Origin of the sequence: Paraburkholderia sp. D15 (assembly GCF_029910215.1) — a bacterium.
Classification (GTDB): Bacteria; Pseudomonadota; Gammaproteobacteria; order Burkholderiales; family Burkholderiaceae; genus Paraburkholderia.
In genome coordinates this window covers 338,646-354,739 of sequence record NZ_CP110395.1, presented here as the reverse complement: position 1 = coordinate 354,739, position 16,094 = coordinate 338,646, and the positions used below count along the sequence as shown (strand labels likewise).

The window sequence follows — 16,094 nt, the reverse complement described above, 5'->3', positions numbered from 1 at the left end:
GCGGCCGTCGTTATAATCGACGGCCGTTCCAGGATTCTTTTCGCAGGTGATTCATACGATGGCAAAACCACGCCGCACAACAAAGCAATCGAAACAAACCGGGGGCACGTTTCTCGGCATCGTGCTGGGCCTGATCGTCGGCCTTGCGATCGCGGTAGTGGTGGCGCTGTATATCACCCGTGCGCCTACGCCATTCGTCTCGAAGGTGGCGCCGCCCGCGGCGTCGGACTCGAACGCGAGCCAGGCGCAATACGATCCGAACCGTCCGCTGCAAGGCAAGACGCCGGGCCAGCCGGTGCCGCAAGCCGCGCAGCCGGCGCCGCCCAACACGGCGCCGGGCCAGACCAACTCGCAGACGCAGTCGGGCATGCTCGAAGAGCCGCAGATCGTCGAAGTGCCGCCCGCCGCTAATGGTGCCAACGGCGCGAACAACGGCACGGCGGTCGCGCCGAAGCCCGCGCAGGACAACGGCACCGTCGCGAACAACACGCCGGCGAAGAAGCCGCAGGCCACCAGCGCACCGGCCGCCAACACCACGACCGCCAACGCGAAGCCGGGCTCCGGCGCGGCGCCGGCCACGGCACCGGCGCCGGGCGACGCGAACACCGGCTACTTCCTGCAAGTCGGCGCCTACAAGACCGCCGCCGATGCCGAGCAGCAGCGCGCGCGTCTCGCATTCCAGGGTTTCGAGTCGAAGGTCACGCAGCGCGATGCGGGCGGTGTGACGTACTATCGCGTGCGGATCGGACCGTTCTCGAAATTCGAAGATATGAATTCGAGCCGTCAGCGTCTGTCCGACGCGGGCGTGGATACCGCAGTGATCCGTTTCACGAAGCAATAAGCCAACTATAAATCCGCGTGCCTGACCGGAACGCGCCGCCGCCGAACCTTCGGCGTGCGGCGCGTGTCACCGACACGCGGGACGTCGAAAGGCGTCGAGAACGCCGACATTGAAAAAAGCGGTAGCGGGCATTGCGTGGCGCCGCCGCTTCATCGCCTACCTGGGTCAACACGACATGAAAAAACTGCTGAGTATTCTGTTCCTTTCGCTGGGCCTGGTCGCCGCCACGGCTCATGCATCGCCGTCCGCGCCGGTCGCCGGCAAGGACTACACCGTGCTGGGCACCCCGCAGCCCACCGACGTGCCGGCCGGCAAGATCGAAGTCACCGAGTTCTTCTGGTACGGCTGCCCGCATTGCAACGAATTCGACCCGTACCTCGAAGCGTGGATCAAGAAGCAAGGCCCGGATGTGGTGTTCAAGCGCGTGCCGGTCGCCTTCCGCGACGACTTCATCCCGCATTCGAAGATGTTCCACGCGCTCGACGCACTCGGCCTCGCGCAACAGCTCACGCCGACCGTTTTCCACGAAATCCACGTCAACAAGGACTATCTGCTGACGCCGGAATCGCAGGCCGCCTTCCTCTCGAAGAACGGCGTCGATCCGAAGAAGTACATGGACGCGTACAACTCGTTCTCGACGCAAAGCGCGCTGCAGAAAGACAAGAAGCTGCTGGACGACTACAAGATCGACGGCGTGCCGACCCTGGCCGTGCAAGGCAAGTATGAAACCGGCCCGGCGCAGACCAACAGCCTGCCGGGCACGCTCCAGGTGCTCGACTACCTGGTCGCGCAAGTCCGCGCGAAGAAGATGTAAGTGCGAGGCGCCGGCATGCACTCTGCCTTGAAGGTTTTCATTACCGGCGCCTCCAGCGGCATCGGCCTCGCGCTCGCCGACGAATATGCGCGGCGCGGCGCGATTCTCGGCCTCGTCGCCCGGCGCGGCGACGCGCTCGCCGCGTTCCAGCAGTCCCATCCCCAGAACACCGTCTCCGTCTATTCCGTCGATGTGCGCGACGCCGAGGCACTCGCCGAGGCCGCCGCGCAATTCATCGCCGAACATGGTCTGCCGGACGTGGTGATCGCCAATGCCGGCATCAGCCGCGGCGCGGTTACCGGCCACGGCGATCTGCGCACGTTCCGCGAAGTGATGGACATCAATTACTTCGGCATGGTCGCCACCTTCGAGCCGTTCGCGGCCGCGATGGTCGCTGCGCGCAAGGGCACGCTGGTGGGTATTGCCAGCGTCGCGAGCGTGCGCGGCTTGCCGGGTTCGGGCGCGTACAGCGCGTCGAAATCGGCGGCGCTGAAGTATCTGGAAGCGTTGCGCGTCGAAATGCGGCCGCACGGCGTCGGCGTGGTGACGATCGCGCCCGGCTACATCCGCACGCCGATGACCGATCACAACCCGTACACCATGCCGTTCCTGATGGACGCCGATCGCTTCGCGTCGAAGGTGGCCGATGCGGTCGAACGCCGGACGGCCTTCGCGGTGTTCCCCTGGCAGATGCGTATCGTCGCGATGCTGCTGCACGTGGCGCCGCGCTGGCTCTATGACCGCGCATTCGAACGCGCGCCGCGCAAACCGCGCGCGGCTACCGAGTAAGCGAAACGTGTGCGGCGCTTTTTGCGCCGCTTTTTATTTCGCTTTGCGCCTCGATTACTGCCTCGCTTTGCCCCGCCTTTTGCACTACCCGCACCGCTTCGCCTCACACGCCTTCGCCCATCTCCGGCACCGCAACCCGTCCGCTCCATATGGATATGCGGATTAAGTTGTTGTCGCCACAACGACCCTTCGATAAGCTTTCGCGCAGGCTCACCCGCGCCAAAGGCGGCGTCGTCCGATCGACCGCCCGATGCGCCAGCGCCGGAAACGTATCACAATAAAGACAGCGGCCACGCTGGCCGTCCCCGTCGACGGAACACAACCACACCACCAGACGCACTGCCTGACTGCGCTCGTTATGGGAGATCCTATGCGCTTCAAACTGCTCGCAGCCGCCGTACTGTTCACGGCGCCTGCGCTCGTGCTCGCCAAACCGCTGACCGTCTGTACCGAGTCCAGCCCCGACGGCTTCGATGTCGTGCAGTTCAATTCGCTCGTCACGACCAATGCGTCGGCCGACGTGATCTTCAACTCGCTGGTCTCGTACGACGAGGCCGCGAAGAAAGTGGTGCCGTCGCTGGCCGACAAGTGGGATGTGAGCGCCGACGGGCTCACCTACACGTTCCATCTGCGTCCGAACGTGCAATTCCAGACCACCGACTACTTCAAGCCCACTCGCGCGCTGAATGCCGACGACGTCGTCTTCACGTTCGACCGCATGCTCAACGACAGCAATCCGTGGCACAAGGTAGCGGGCGCGAGCGGCTTCCCGCATGCGCAGTCGATGGGCTTGCCGAAGCTCATCAAGTCGATCAGCAAGGTCGACGACAACACGGTGAAATTCGAGCTGAACGCACCGGACGCGACCTTCGTGTCGATCCTGACGATGGGTTTCGCGTCGATCTATTCGGCCGAATACGCCGATCAGTTGCTCAAGGCGGGCAAGCAGGTCGACCTGAACGCGAAGCCGATCGGCACCGGTCCGTTCGAACTGAAGAGCTACACGAAAGACGCGGTGATCCGTTACGACGTGAACCCGACCTACTGGGGAGCGAAGCCGAAGATCGACCGCCTGATCTACGCGATCACGCCGGACGCCACGGTGCGCGCGCAGAAGGTCAAGGCCGGCGAATGCCAGATCGCGTTGTCGCCGAAGCCGCAGGATCTCGCCGACGCGAAGAACGACAAGTCACTCGCGATCGTGCAGACGCCCGCGTTCATGACGGCATTCGTCGCGTTGAACACGCAGAAGAAGCCGCTCGATAATCAAAAGGTGCGTGCCGCGCTGAACATGTCGTTCGACCGCACGACGTATCTGAAGACCGTGTTCGACAACACCGCCACGGCGGCGGTGAACCCGTATCCGCCGAATACGTGGAGCTACGACAAGTCGGTGAAGCCGTGGCCGTACGATCCGGTGAAGGCGAAGAAGCTGCTCGCCGACGCGGGCTATCCGAACGGTTTCGAAACGACGATCTGGGTACGACCGAACGGCAGCGTGCTGAATCCGAACCCGAAGGCCGGCGCCGAGTTGTTGCAGGCGGACTTCGCGAAGATCGGTGTGAAGGCGGATGTGAAGGTGATCGAATGGGGCGAGTTGATCAAGCAGGCCAAGCAGGGTCAGCATGATTCGCTGTTCATGGGCTGGGCCGGCGACAACGGCGATCCGGATAACTATCTGTCGCCGCTGTTCAGTTGCAATGCGGTGAAGTCGGGCATCAACTTCGCGCGTTTCTGCGATCAGGATCTCGACAAGCTGATCGCCGACGGCAAGGCAACCTCGGACCAGGCAAAACGCGCGAAGGCATATGAAGCCGCGCAGCAGATCATTCACGATCAGGCGCTGTGGATTCCGCTGGGTTATCCAACCGCCGCGGCGATTACGCGTACGAACGTGAGCGGTTATCACGTGAGTCCGTTTGGTCGGCAGAACTTTGGGACGGTGGCGGTGCAGTAGGAAGCGGCCGTTTGTTGGTTTGAAAGTTGAAAAGCCCGATTGCCGGAAGGCAATCGGGCTTTTTTTGTTTGCTCGAAACGGGCATGCGTCGATCGACGCGAGTCCCGTTGTCAGCAGTTCGTAGCGCGACGATATCGACGGGCCGTATTTGAAAACTGGCAACTCTGACAGGATGGCCCTACGGAGATTGGTCGTGCTAGATTTAATTGGCAAGCAAACCTTAGCGATTTTTGGCTTCATTCGCGAAGATGACAGAAGACGAAATCAAACACTGGATCGCCGACCCTCGACGCGCGGACACATTGCCGTTCGGCGTCTACGAGCCTGGATACCGGAAGGGGGTGACGGGCGCGGCGCTAGTGGTACGTGGCGTCGTGTATTTCCGGAACGGCCACACGCCCGCGGTACGCGCCGCACTGGTGAAGTGTTTCGAGCAGTACCGCGCAGCGATCGATGAGTACTTCCACGAACTTGAAGCCCGTGCAGGAAAAGATCCGTCAAAACACGGACCGCTGACATGGTTCTACAGCGAGGGCGAAGCGCCCATGACGCTCGACAAAGCGCCAAAACTCGATAGCCTCGCCAGAATCGTTCCGGCCGATCAGGCGCTGGTCGTGCAGATGACCAGCGCGGACCACAAGCTGGCAACCGGCTTCTACGAGTTCGCCGTTTTCACGACTGCGGCCTGGCAAGCCAACCTCAATCGCGGCATGGACGTCCTCGATTTCACGGTGCCTCGAGCATTTCTCGATCAACGTCCCGGCGTTTTCCAGGCACTGTTCGCCGCATGCTGCGAAGCGCTCCCGACCGTCCACGGACATGCGGGCCTCGCGATCAACGTACCGCCGATGGGACGTGCGCCGAACGAAGCAAGCGAGTATTTCTTCTCCCGCCGCTATGGACCGGGAATCGACGTCGGCGATCCGATGAGTGTCGGCGCGGTCGACCTCGTCGGCAAGATCAAGACGGTGGACTGGATCGTCGCACTGAACAGGGAACTCGTGGACACCTGCGGGGGTGCCACGTCGCTTGCGCTTCCGCCGGACTGGTATGTGCGTCAACCGTTGAGCGACGGTGGACTGATCATTCAAGCCGGCATCGATCCGCAATCGGGCGTATCCGCGGGATCGGGACAGCGCCTGTTGCCGCCCGTCGCATACGTGCTGCTTAATGCTGCGCTGCGCCCCATCATCGCGGAGACAATGGACATCATTCAAAGCGGCACGCTCGACAGCAACGCACCGCTTCTGAACACCAACGTCGCGTCAGAAGCGTGGCTACGACGTTTCGACACGTCGGCAGACAGGATCCTCGACTGCTGGAACGCACTCCATGCGACGCCAAAGGTCACGGAGAGCAAGGCCGTTGTCGCGGCGAATCTCCACCGGCTACGGAAAGCGATGGGGCTAACCGATGTTTCCGTCCCTAACGGGATGGGCTACGACGACGGCCCGCCCCGTTGATCGATCTTTTAAGCCGATCGTCCGGCTGACCGCGCGCCGCGCTTCACCGGCGCAATCACCCCGCCCTGAACCGCACCACCCCATCTCCCCCCTCTTCCCGCGTCAACTCCCCCGCAAGCCACAGCAGATGCAAATGCGCGAGCGCCTCGCCCATCGCGAACGTCATCTGATGGATGTCGAGTTGCCGCTTGAACATCAGCGGCACGATATCGGCCGCGCTTTGCGGCCGCTGCGCGCACGCCTCGCGCACTTCCGCAAGCCGCGCATCGTGATGCTCGCGCAACTGCCGGATCCGCGTACGTACGCCACGGAACGGCTTGCCGTGCGACGGCAGCACCAGCGTGTCTTCCGCCATCGTCTCGTAACGGCCTAACGATTCCAGGTACAACGCGAGCGGCGTACCCTCCGGTTCCATATCGAACACCGACACGTTCGTCGAAATACGCGGCAGCACCATATCACCCGAAATCAGCACGCCCGTCTCTTCGCAATGCAGCGCGCAGTGTTCCGGCGAATGACCGAAGCCGGTCACCACATGCCACGTCCTGCCGCCGATCTTCACGCCGTCCCCTTCGCGCAGCCGGCGGTACTGCCCAGGAATCGCCGGCACCAGGCTCGCGTAATAGCTCTTGCGGTTGCGCAGTTTGTCGAGCGACTCCTCGTCGGTCACACCATGCCGCGCAAAGTGCCGCGCGGCGCCCTCGCCGCCCGCATTCGAACCGTCGCCGGCCGCCATCACGCGCGCCTGCATGTACTCGCCGAGGGTCATCCACAATCGCACGTCCCAGCGCGCCTTGTCGCCGCCGGCGCAAATCCAGTGCGCGAGACCGATGTGGTCCGGGTGGCAATGCGTGACGATCACGCGCAACACCGGCAAACCGTCCAGCACCGTATCGAAAACCGTCTCCCAGTTCTGCTTGATCGTGTCAGACGTGATGCCGCAGTCGACCACCGTCCAGCCCTGCTGCCCGTCTATCTCGTCGCGCAGCAGCCAGAGGTTGATGTGGTCCAGCGCGAACGGCAACGGCATGCGCAGCCAGAACACGCCCGGCGCGACGTCGTGCGCATGGCCGGGTTCCGGCAAGGTGTCGTTGAACGGGTAATCGAGTTGATGTTCGAGTGCATTCATTGTGGGTGTCATCCTCCGTCGATCGTCCGGCATGGCGAGGTGTGCGATGCCGGACGCGGTGTTGCGTTGACCTGCCTGTGCTGACCTGCTGCATGGACCTGCTGCGTGGACCCGCTGCGTGGACCGGTTGCGTCGATCTCAAGTTGACGATAACGTAAACGTCGATTCTATCGTTCAATCCGATTTTCTGCCTGGCCACGGGGCGCCCGATGAACACGCAATACACGATCACCGAGCTCGCACGGGAATTCGACGTCACGCCGCGCGCGATCCGCTTCTACGAAGATCAGGGTTTACTCTCACCAAGCCGCGAAGGATCGAGCGGTTTGCGACGCGTCTATTCGAGCCGCGACCGCACGCGGCTCAAGCTCACGCTGCGCGGCAAGCGGCTCGGCTTCACGCTGTCGGAGATTCGCGATCTGCTCGACGTGTACGAATCGCCGACCGACACCGTGCCGCAACTGCACGCCTTCCTCGCCACGGTGGCGCGCCATCGCGATGTACTCGAACGTCAACTGGAAGATCTGAACGCGACGCTCGAAGACCTCGCGCAGTACGAAGCGCAGGCGCGTGCGCTGCTGGAAAACACCTCCCGAGAAGCCAAGCCTGTGTGACTGGACGGTCGACATGAATCACTTCCCCAAACTGCTGTCGTCGCAAATCGGCTTTGACCTTGCGCAGACCATGCTCGAAGGATTCGACCGCCACTACCGGATCTTTCGCGACGCCGCGATCCACGCGAAGACGCTGTTCGAACAGGCCGACTGGCACGGCCTGCAAAAGCTCGCGCGCGATCGCATCACCTCGTACGACGAACGCGTCGACGAATGCGTCGAACTGCTTGAGGACGAGTACGACGCCGAGAATATCGACGGCGAAGTGTGGCAGCAGATCAAGCTGCACTACATCGGCCTGTTGACCACGCACCGCCAGCCCGAGTGCGCGGAAACCTTCTTCAACTCGGTGTGCTGCAAGATCCTGCACCGCTCGTACTTCAACAACGATTTCATTTTCGTGCGCCCGGCGATTTCGACGGAGTACATCGAGAACGACGAGCCAGCCGCCAAGCCGACCTATCGCGCGTATTACCCCGGCAAGGACGGGCTCGCCGCGACGCTCGAACGCATCGTCACGAACTTCCAGCTGGAGCCGCCATTCGAGGATCTGTCGCGCGACGTGCACTGCGTGATGCAGACCATCCACGACGCGTTCGGCGTGTTCGACGAAGCGCCCAACTTCCAGATTCACGTGCTGTCGTCGCTGTTCTACCGGAACAAGTCGGCGTATATCGTCGGGCGGATCATCAACGGCGATCTGCTGCTGCCGTTCGCGGTGCCGCTGCGTCATGTGAAACCGGGCCTGCTCGCGCTCGATACGGTACTGCTCAAGCGCGACCAGTTGCTGATCATCTTCAGCTTCTCGCACTCGTATTTTCTGGTCGACATGGAGGTGCCGTCCGCGTATGTGGAGTTTCTCGGCACCATCATGCCGGGCAAGCCGAAAGCGGAAATCTATACGTCGGTCGGGCTGCAGAAGCAGGGCAAGAATCTGTTCTATCGCGATCTGCTGCACCATCTGTCGCATTCGAGCGATCAGTTCATCATCGCGCCCGGCATCAAGGGGCTCGTGATGCTGGTGTTCACGCTGCCGTCGTTTCCGTACGTGTTCAAGCTGATCAAGGACAGCTTCCCGCCGCCGAAGGAAACCACGCGCGCGCAGATCAAGGAAAAGTATCAGCTCGTCAAACGGCACGACCGCCTGGGGCGCATGGCCGACACGCTCGAATATTCGAGCGTCGCGCTGCCGCTCTCGCGTCTCGACGAAGCGCTCGTGCGTGAACTCGAAAAGGAAGTGCCGTCACTGATCGAATACGAGGGCGACAATCTGATCATTCGTCACCTGTATATCGAGCGTCGCATGGTGCCGCTGAATCTGTTCCTGCAAAACGGCAGCGACGACGACGTCGAGCACGGCATCAAGGAATACGGCAACGCGGTGAAGGAATTGATGCAGGCGAACATCTTCCCGGGCGACATGCTGTACAAGAACTTCGGCGTCACGCGTCATGGCCGCGTCGTGTTCTACGACTACGACGAGATCGAATACCTGACCGACTGCAACGTGCGCGCGGTGCCGGCGCCGCGTAACGAGGAAGACGAGATGTCCGGCGAGCCGTGGTATTCGGTCGGTCCGCACGACATTTTCCCGGAGACGTACGGCACATTCCTGCTTGGCGACCCGCGCGTGCGCCGCTCGTTCATGCAGCATCACGCGGATTTTTTCGATCCCGCGTTGTGGCAGCGGCATAAGGATCATCTGCTGAAGGGTGAGTTGCCCGACTTTTTCCCGTACGACGACAGCGCGCGCTTTTGCGTGCGCTACCCGGAGCGATTTGGCGCAAGCGCTTCTTCCACACATCGATTGCATCAACCGCATCAATCGCAAAACTCGCAGTCCCCGCCTGACGCGGCGAACCCGCCGACGGACGAACCTCGCGCGCGCACCGCTTAACCCGCGCCATCACGCCAGTACGCGCCGATCAAACCACTTCAACCCAAGTGAGACAAACATGAGTGAGACGAACACCAACCCGACCCAGCAGGATCCGATCGTCATCGTCGGCGTGGCCCGCACGCCGATGGCCGGTTTTCAGGGCGACTTCGCGTCGCTGAGCGCGCCGCAACTCGGCTCGGCCGCGATCCAGGCCGCCGTCGAACGCGCGGGCCTGAAGCCCGAACAGATCGATGAAGTCGTGATGGGCTGCGTGCTGCCCGCCGGTCTTGGCCAGGCGCCCGCCCGTCAGGCCGCATTGGGCGCCGGCTTGCCATTGAGCACCGGCAGCACGACGGTCAACAAGATGTGCGGTTCCGGCATGCGCGCGGCCATGTTCGCGCACGACATGCTGGCCGCCGGCTCCATCGACGTGATCGTCGCGGGTGGCATGGAAAGCATGACGAACGCGCCGTATCTGCTGCCGAAAGCGCGCGGCGGGATGCGCATGGGTCACGGCCTGGTGATCGACCACATGTTCTACGACGGCCTCGAAGACGCGTACGAAAAAGGCCGCCTGATGGGCACTTTCGCCGAGGAATGCGCGGGCTCGTTCGACTTCACGCGCGAGGCACAGGACGCGTTCGCGGTCGAGTCGCTGAACCGCGCGAAGCGCGCGAACGAAGACGGCTCCTTCGACTGGGAAATCGCGCCGGTGAAAGTAGAGAGCCGCAAAGGCGACGTCACCATCGATCGCGACGAGCAGCCGTTCAAGGCCAACCTCGACAAAATTCCGACGCTCAAGCCCGCGTTCAGCAAAACCGGCACGGTGACGGCGGCCAACTCGTCGTCGATCTCGGACGGGGCGGCGGCGCTCGTGATGATGCGCGAGTCGACCGCGAAACGCCTTGGCGTCACGCCGCTCGCGCGCGTGGTCGGCCACTCGACCTTCGCGCAGGAGCCGGCAAAGTTCACCACCGCGCCGGTCGGCGCGATCCGCAAGCTGTTCGAGAAGAACGGCTGGCGCGCGGAGGAAGTCGATCTGTACGAAGTCAACGAGGCGTTCGCCGTCGTGACCATGGCCGCGATGAAGGAACACCATCTGCCGCACGAGAAGGTCAACGTGAACGGCGGTGCTTGCGCGCTCGGCCATCCGATCGGCGCATCGGGCGCGCGGATTCTCGTCACGCTGATCGGTGCGTTGAGAAAGCGCGGCCTGAAGCGCGGCGTCGCGACGCTGTGCATCGGCGGCGGCGAAGCGACCGCGATGGGGATCGAACTGGTTTAAGGCGACAGGCGACAGGCGCGGCGCACGCCGCGCGCCATTGAGATTCGAGGTGATTCGATGAAGACAGTGTTGATCGTCGGTGCGTCGCGCGGCATCGGCCAGGAATTCGTGCGGCAATACCGGAAGAGCGGCTGGCGCGTGCTCGCCACCGCGCGCGACGACGCATCGCTCGACGCCTTGAGCGGACTCGGCGCCGAAGCTTTTTCGCTCGACGTGACCGCGCCCGAGGACATCGCCGGGCTCGGCTGGAAGCTCGACGGCGAACGTCTCGATGCGGCGATCGTCGTGTCGGGCGTGTACGGACCGAACACCCAGGGCATCGAGACGATCACCGCCGAGGACTTCGATCAGGTGATGCACACCAACGTGCGCGGCCCGATGCAGTTGATGCCGATCCTGCTGCCGCTCGTCGAGGATGCGGGCGGCGTATTCGCGGTGATCTCCAGCAAGATGGGCAGCATCGGCGACGCGAGCGGCACGACCGGCTGGCTGTATCGCGCGAGCAAGGCGGCGCTGAACGACGCGCTGAAGCTCGCCTCGCTCGACGCGCGGCGTGCCACTTGCGTGTCGCTGCATCCGGGCTGGGTCCGCACCGACATGGGCGGCGCGCAGGCCGCGATCGATCCGGCGCGCAGCGTCACCGGCATGCGAGAAGTGCTGGCGCAAGCCGCGGCAATGCGCGACGCCTTCAACGGACGTTTCTATCAATACGACGGCACGCAGCTCGACTGGTAAGCCGTGCCCTGCAGGAGAAAATTTCATGGTGCTTGATCAGGATCACGTGATGGTCCGCGACGCGCTGCGCACCTTCGTGCGCGAGGCCGTCACGCCGCATGCGGCCGCGTGGGACCGCGTGCGCATCCGCTCGGCCGCCTTGCAGATTCACGACGGCTACGGCTATCCGCGCGCTGGGTTGAGCGTCCGATGACCAAGACTTCGTTGACAGCGCAACGACCCGTGGACTGCCCGTGCGGCGGCGCCGCGCCCAATCCGCGCAGCGGTGCGAAGGCACCGCGTTTCGCGCAATGTTGCGGGCGCTATATCGACGGCGGCGAAGTTGCGCCGCGCGCGCTCGAACTGATGCGCTCGCGCTATAGCGCGTACGTTGTGGGCGCAACGGATTATCTGCGCGCCACGTGGACCCCGGCCACCTGCCCCGCCGACCTCGACATCGACCTCACCGCGCCCGACACACCCCGTTGGCTTGGACTCCAGATCAAGGCTTTCGCCGAAACGGACGCCGATCACGCGACGGTCGAATTCGTCGCACGATACAAGGTGGGCGGCCGCGCGCAGCGGTTGCACGAACTGAGCCGATTCGTTCGCGGCGACGACGGCCGCTGGCGCTATATCGACGGCGACGTCGCCGAATAGTCCGTAACCTTTCCGCGCCTTACGGGGCGCTGCGTCGCTCCATTCACCGTGCTCACATATGGCCCCATACGCGGGCCATTTTTTTCGTCTTTTTTTCCGCGGCGTTTTTGGTTCAGGTCGTGTTGGCCAGACACCACAACGCCAGAATCTGCGCCGGGTACTTCGCATGGCGAACGACGGCAATCGATGCGAGGACCGCCGCCATCAAGGCGTCGACGCGGCGAAACGCACGTCCCTGTCGATACGGCAATTTTTTCGTCGCGGGTTCTCCTTGATTGCACAAAACAAAATTGTCGTGCCAGGATGGGTCCGTAGCTTCATGACGTCACATTTCGAGAGCCGGTTCAAACCGCTCCGCAAAATGCGCAGATAACTCTGCCGAGCATCAGACAGTGTGGGTTCGGCGGCGGTAACTGGCAGAGGTGACGTTCATCATCGGCGCGTGGGGTCGCGTCGGCCGTTTGGGTTCATCCCGTGCGATCTCGATCAGCGTGCGAGTGCTTCCGGCACCCCGCACGCGAGTGTGTTTTTGTGTGTCGAAAGCAGCCGAAAGGCAAACGTCAGTCAAGGCGATCGGCACACAGGCATCACGGTGTTCAAGGCAGGTTTTTCAGGCAGGTGCGTCAATGGTGTTCAGCAAGGTTTTGACGAAGTGTGCGGTGATCTGTGCAGCGGCTACGTGCGCTGTCGCCGTCGCACATGCCGACCCGCTCGCCGACACCCAGGGTCCGTTGACGCGCGCGCACGTGCCGCGCATTGCACTCGACGACGACGTCTATCTGCCCACCGCGGGCCTGAACGAACAGATCATTCGCGTGCCGGTCGATGCTGCCGGCAAGATCACACTCGAAACGACGATCTACAAACCGGACGGCAACGGTCCGTTTCCGATGATCGTTTTCAATCACGGCAAGATTCCGGGCGATCCGCGTACGCAGGAACGCAGCGATCCGCTGCCGTTCGCGCGCGAGTTCGTGCGCCGCGGCTACGTGGTGGTGGCGCCGAACCGTCAGGGCTTCGGTCATTCGGACGGCGTGTATCAGCAGGATGGCTGCGACGTCGAGCGCAACGGCCTGGGTCAGGCGAGCGATGTGGCCGCGACGGTCGACTTCATGGCGAAGCAGCCGTACGTGGACGCGCAGCACATCGTGGTGGCGGGTACATCGCATGGCGGTCTCGCGACGATGGCGTACGGCACCGAGGCGGCGCCGGGCGTGCGGGCGCTGATCAATTTTTCCGGCGGCTTGCGGCAGGATGCGTGCACGGACTGGCAGGGCAATCTGACGCGGGCGTTTGGCGCGTATGGCGAGAAGACGCGCGTGCCGTCGCTGTGGATGTACGGCGATAACGATTCGGTGTGGAACGCGCAGTTGGTGGCGGGCATGTATGGCGCGTATGGGGCGCACGGCGCGAGCGCGAAGATGGTGGATTTCGGGAATTACAAGAACGACGCGCATCGACTGGTGGGCGACCGTGACGGCGTGCATGTGTGGTGGCCGGCGGTCGAGGCGTTTCTTGCCCAGGTGGGAATGCCGACGGGCGTGCAGTACCGGGTAGCGGATCCGTCTGCGCCGAAGGCGAGCGGGTTTGCTGCGGTGGATGCGGTCGATGCCGTGCCGTTTGTCGATGAAGCTGGGCGCAATGGGTATCGGAATTTCTTGCATCAGTTTCCTAGCCGGGCTTTTGCTGTTTCGGATTCGGGGTCGTGGTCGTGGGCTGAAGGTGGCGATGATCCGATGTCTGTCGCGGTGGCGAATTGCCAGAAACAGAGTGTGGCGCCTTGTCGGCTTTATGCGGTGGATAACACGGTTGTTTGGGGGGCGGGGGCTTCGCAGACGGCCGATGGTGAGGGTAAGGGCTCTGCCGAGGGCGATGGGCGGCGGGCTATTGCTAGTCGGGAGTGATGTTTTTTTTGGGGGTTTTGCCTGCGCGGCGGCTTCGTGGTTTTTCTGGCTTTTTTTGGGGTTTTTCTGGGTTTTTGGCCTTTCCTTGCTGTCTTAGTGGTCTATCAGCGTCGCCCCTGTGCGGGGCAGGCACTTACTTTCTTTGCCGCCGTGTATGGACCGGAGACATAGGTAACGGGTGTACGGAGACATGGGTAACACTCTTGGCGAGCGAATCGCCTGGAGCCGGTCATGCCCTGGAATCCGAGAGACACCATGAATCTGCGTCTGGAATTCGTCCATCTGGCCTTGCAGGAAGGCGCCAACCGTCGCGACCTGTGCCGGCGCTTTGGCATCAGTCCGAAGACCGGCTACAAGTGGCTTGAGCGCCACGCGCAGGGCGGCGTTGCCGCGCTGACAGATCACTCGCGCCGCCCCCTGCAGAATCCGGCGCGCACGCCACCGTCAGTCGAGCAGCAGGTAGTCGAACTGCGGCGGGCACACCCCGCCTGGGGTGGACGCAAGATCAGCCGGCGTCTGTGCGACCTGGGCCACAGGGACGTGCCGGCCCCGAGTACCGTGACGGACATCCTGCATCGTCACGGGCTCATCGACCCGGCTGCCTCCGAGGCCGCCACGGCCTGGCAGCGCTTCGAGCATGCACAGCCCAACGATCTCTGGCAGATGGATTTCAAGGGCTGGTTCGACCTGCAGGACGGCCGCCACTGTTCGCCCCTGACCCTGCTGGACGATCATTCGCGCTACAACGTGACGCTCGATGCCTGCATTCGCACCGACACCCGGATCGTGCAGCATCATCTGCAGCGCACCTTCCGCCGCTATGGGCTGCCGCGGCGCATCAACGCGGACAACGGTTCGCCGTGGGGCAGCCCCAGCCAGCCGGGCCAGTTGACCGAACTGGCCATCTGGCTCATCCGGCTGGGTGTGCGCCTGTCACACAGCCGCGTGGCGCATCCGCAGACCAACGGCAAGGAGGAGCGGTTTCACCGCACGCTGAAGGCCGAGGTGATCGCCGGACGCCACTTCAGGAATCTGTCCAGCGCGCAGCAGGCGTTCGATGAGTGGCGCACGGTCTACAACCATCAGCGCCCACATCAGGCGCTGGACATGGCGACCCCGGTTACGCGTTATCGACCGAGTCCGCGCGCCTATCCGGAGATCCTGCCGCCAATCGAGTACGGCGAAAACGATCACGTGCAGTGCGTGAAGTGGAACGGCGAACTACGCTTCAGGAACCGGCGATTCAAGGTATCAAATGCATTGCAGAACCTGCCCGTGGCCATCCGCGCGCGCGTCGATGAAGAGAACTGCTACGACCTGTTTTTTGCGCATCACCGCTTCGGAACCATCAACCTGAACCAGCAGGAATGAGCGGATCATGTGTTACCCATGTCTCCGCACATCTGTTACCTATGTCTCCGGTCTAAACACCGCGGCAAAGAAAGTAAGCAAAGAAAGCGGCTTCACACCGCTAACTCTTAAGCGGGTCCCCCGCACAGCCACGGTAGTGGCCCATCTGGAATCCGTGCACCCGCACATTCCACGTTCGTGACACAGCAGTCATGCTTCCGGCAGCGCTTCGCGCGCCCCCGGGTCCATCAAACGCCGCCCTCCGGGGTTCTGACCGCGGCATTTCAATCCCCCCGATTTTCCGGCGCCTCGCCGAGGCGCAGCCGACGGCCCCACCCAACCCAAACGAAGCCACTGTTCCTGAGCGAACCGCTCCGGCGAGCGCGTGCGCGAGTCGGGATGAATGACGGCTTTGTCACTGACGCGGAATGTGCGAGAGCACGGATTCCAGATGGGCCACTACCGTGGACCGACCACGGTTCCCGCTTATGGGCTGGCGGGTTGAAGCCGCTTTCTTTGCTTACTTTCTTTGCGGCAGGCAAAGAAAGTAAGTGCCTGCCCCGCACAGGGGCGACGCCAATAGACCACTAAGACAGCAAGGAAAGGCCAAAACCCCAACCAAACCAAACCAAACAAACCCAACCCCAAACCCACATTCCCCCCGAAGGGCCCCACCACTTTGCCGTCGCTAAAAC

The 16,094-nt window shown here is 62.9% G+C and carries 14 protein-coding genes; 13 read left to right on the top strand and 1 reads right to left on the bottom strand.

Translation table 11 applies throughout. The features are described 5' to 3' along the window. Positions 1–58: 58 nt before the first annotated feature. The 5 genes from LFL96_RS01490 to LFL96_RS01470 all read left to right on the top strand — a co-directional run bounded on the left by LFL96_RS01490 (position 59) and on the right by LFL96_RS01470 (position 5,864). Entirely contained in the window at positions 59–841 is a 783-nt protein-coding gene (locus LFL96_RS01490; RefSeq protein WP_280997229.1) for an SPOR domain-containing protein, read from the top strand. A 175-nt stretch (positions 842–1,016) separates the two neighbouring features. Beyond that, positions 1,017–1,655, top strand: a complete 639-nt coding sequence (locus LFL96_RS01485; RefSeq protein WP_281000862.1) for a thiol:disulfide interchange protein DsbA/DsbL — start codon at positions 1,017–1,019, stop codon at positions 1,653–1,655. 15 nt (positions 1,656–1,670) lie between these two features. Then, positions 1,671–2,444 carry an SDR family oxidoreductase gene (locus LFL96_RS01480; RefSeq protein WP_280997227.1) on the top strand — a complete coding sequence of 258 codons (774 nt, stop codon included), beginning with the start codon at positions 1,671–1,673 and terminating at the stop codon, positions 2,442–2,444. Positions 2,445–2,814: 370 nt separating this feature from the next. Then, positions 2,815–4,401 (top strand): ABC transporter substrate-binding protein, encoded by a 1,587-nt coding sequence (locus tag LFL96_RS01475; RefSeq protein WP_280997225.1) that lies wholly within the window; start codon positions 2,815–2,817, stop codon positions 4,399–4,401. A gap of 248 nt (positions 4,402–4,649) precedes the next feature. Beyond that, positions 4,650–5,864, top strand: a complete 1,215-nt coding sequence (locus tag LFL96_RS01470) for a DUF3396 domain-containing protein (protein WP_280997223.1) — start codon at positions 4,650–4,652, stop codon at positions 5,862–5,864. Between the two features lie 55 nt (positions 5,865–5,919). On the opposite strand, the gene LFL96_RS01465 is transcribed toward LFL96_RS01470, so the two are convergent. After that, positions 5,920–6,993, bottom strand: a complete 1,074-nt coding sequence (locus LFL96_RS01465) for an MBL fold metallo-hydrolase (protein ID WP_280997221.1) — start codon at positions 6,991–6,993, stop codon at positions 5,920–5,922. 209 nt (positions 6,994–7,202) lie between these two features. On the opposite strand from LFL96_RS01465, the gene LFL96_RS01460 reads away from it, so the two are divergent. The 8 genes from LFL96_RS01460 (at position 7,203) to LFL96_RS01425 (ending at position 15,420) form a co-directional block, all read left to right on the top strand. Then, positions 7,203–7,607, top strand: a complete 405-nt coding sequence (locus tag LFL96_RS01460; protein ID WP_280997219.1) for a MerR family DNA-binding transcriptional regulator — start codon at positions 7,203–7,205, stop codon at positions 7,605–7,607. A gap of 13 nt (positions 7,608–7,620) precedes the next feature. Continuing rightward, positions 7,621–9,504 (top strand): bifunctional isocitrate dehydrogenase kinase/phosphatase, encoded by a 1,884-nt coding sequence (gene aceK / locus LFL96_RS01455; protein ID WP_280997217.1) that lies wholly within the window; start codon positions 7,621–7,623, stop codon positions 9,502–9,504. 58 nt (positions 9,505–9,562) lie between these two features. Further along, positions 9,563–10,771 (top strand): acetyl-CoA C-acetyltransferase, encoded by a 1,209-nt coding sequence (locus LFL96_RS01450; protein ID WP_280997215.1) that lies wholly within the window; start codon positions 9,563–9,565, stop codon positions 10,769–10,771. A gap of 57 nt (positions 10,772–10,828) precedes the next feature. After that, entirely contained in the window at positions 10,829–11,506 is a 678-nt protein-coding gene (locus LFL96_RS01445) for an SDR family oxidoreductase (protein ID WP_280997213.1), read from the top strand. A 25-nt stretch (positions 11,507–11,531) separates the two neighbouring features. Further along, positions 11,532–11,699, top strand: a complete 168-nt coding sequence (locus LFL96_RS01440) for an acyl-CoA dehydrogenase family protein (RefSeq protein WP_281000901.1) — start codon at positions 11,532–11,534, stop codon at positions 11,697–11,699. After that, entirely contained in the window at positions 11,696–12,145 is a 450-nt protein-coding gene (locus tag LFL96_RS01435) for a YchJ family protein (RefSeq protein WP_280997211.1), read from the top strand. Before LFL96_RS01440 ends, LFL96_RS01435 begins: the two co-directional genes overlap by 4 nt. Before the next feature lie 626 nt (positions 12,146–12,771). After that, complete coding sequence (locus LFL96_RS01430; protein WP_280997209.1) at positions 12,772–14,049, top strand: CocE/NonD family hydrolase; 1,278 nt, start codon at positions 12,772–12,774, stop codon at positions 14,047–14,049. A 231-nt stretch (positions 14,050–14,280) separates the two neighbouring features. Beyond that, positions 14,281–15,420 (top strand): IS481 family transposase, encoded by a 1,140-nt coding sequence (locus tag LFL96_RS01425; RefSeq protein WP_280996340.1) that lies wholly within the window; start codon positions 14,281–14,283, stop codon positions 15,418–15,420. The last annotated feature ends 674 nt before the right edge of the window (positions 15,421–16,094 follow it).

Excerpts from the sequence above, each read along its gene's own strand:
- LFL96_RS01470 (WP_280997223.1), top strand. The coding sequence starts at position 4,650 with ATGACAGAAGACGAAATCAAACACTGGATCGCCGACCCTCGACGCGCG.
- LFL96_RS01480 (WP_280997227.1), top strand. The coding sequence starts at position 1,671 with ATGCACTCTGCCTTGAAGGTTTTCATTACCGGCGCCTCCAGCGGCATC.
- LFL96_RS01430 (WP_280997209.1), top strand. The coding sequence starts at position 12,772 with ATGGTGTTCAGCAAGGTTTTGACGAAGTGTGCGGTGATCTGTGCAGCG.
- LFL96_RS01475 (WP_280997225.1), top strand. The coding sequence starts at position 2,815 with ATGCGCTTCAAACTGCTCGCAGCCGCCGTACTGTTCACGGCGCCTGCG.
- LFL96_RS01450 (WP_280997215.1), top strand. The coding sequence starts at position 9,563 with ATGAGTGAGACGAACACCAACCCGACCCAGCAGGATCCGATCGTCATC.
- LFL96_RS01485 (WP_281000862.1), top strand. The coding sequence starts at position 1,017 with ATGAAAAAACTGCTGAGTATTCTGTTCCTTTCGCTGGGCCTGGTCGCC.
- aceK (WP_280997217.1), top strand. The coding sequence starts at position 7,621 with ATGAATCACTTCCCCAAACTGCTGTCGTCGCAAATCGGCTTTGACCTT.
- LFL96_RS01465 (WP_280997221.1), bottom strand. The coding sequence starts at position 6,993 with ATGAATGCACTCGAACATCAACTCGATTACCCGTTCAACGACACCTTG.
- LFL96_RS01440 (WP_281000901.1), top strand. The coding sequence starts at position 11,532 with ATGGTGCTTGATCAGGATCACGTGATGGTCCGCGACGCGCTGCGCACC.
- LFL96_RS01435 (WP_280997211.1), top strand. The coding sequence starts at position 11,696 with ATGACCAAGACTTCGTTGACAGCGCAACGACCCGTGGACTGCCCGTGC.
- LFL96_RS01460 (WP_280997219.1), top strand. The coding sequence starts at position 7,203 with ATGAACACGCAATACACGATCACCGAGCTCGCACGGGAATTCGACGTC.
- LFL96_RS01425 (WP_280996340.1), top strand. The coding sequence starts at position 14,281 with ATGCCCTGGAATCCGAGAGACACCATGAATCTGCGTCTGGAATTCGTC.
- LFL96_RS01445 (WP_280997213.1), top strand. The coding sequence starts at position 10,829 with ATGAAGACAGTGTTGATCGTCGGTGCGTCGCGCGGCATCGGCCAGGAA.
- LFL96_RS01490 (WP_280997229.1), top strand. The coding sequence starts at position 59 with ATGGCAAAACCACGCCGCACAACAAAGCAATCGAAACAAACCGGGGGC.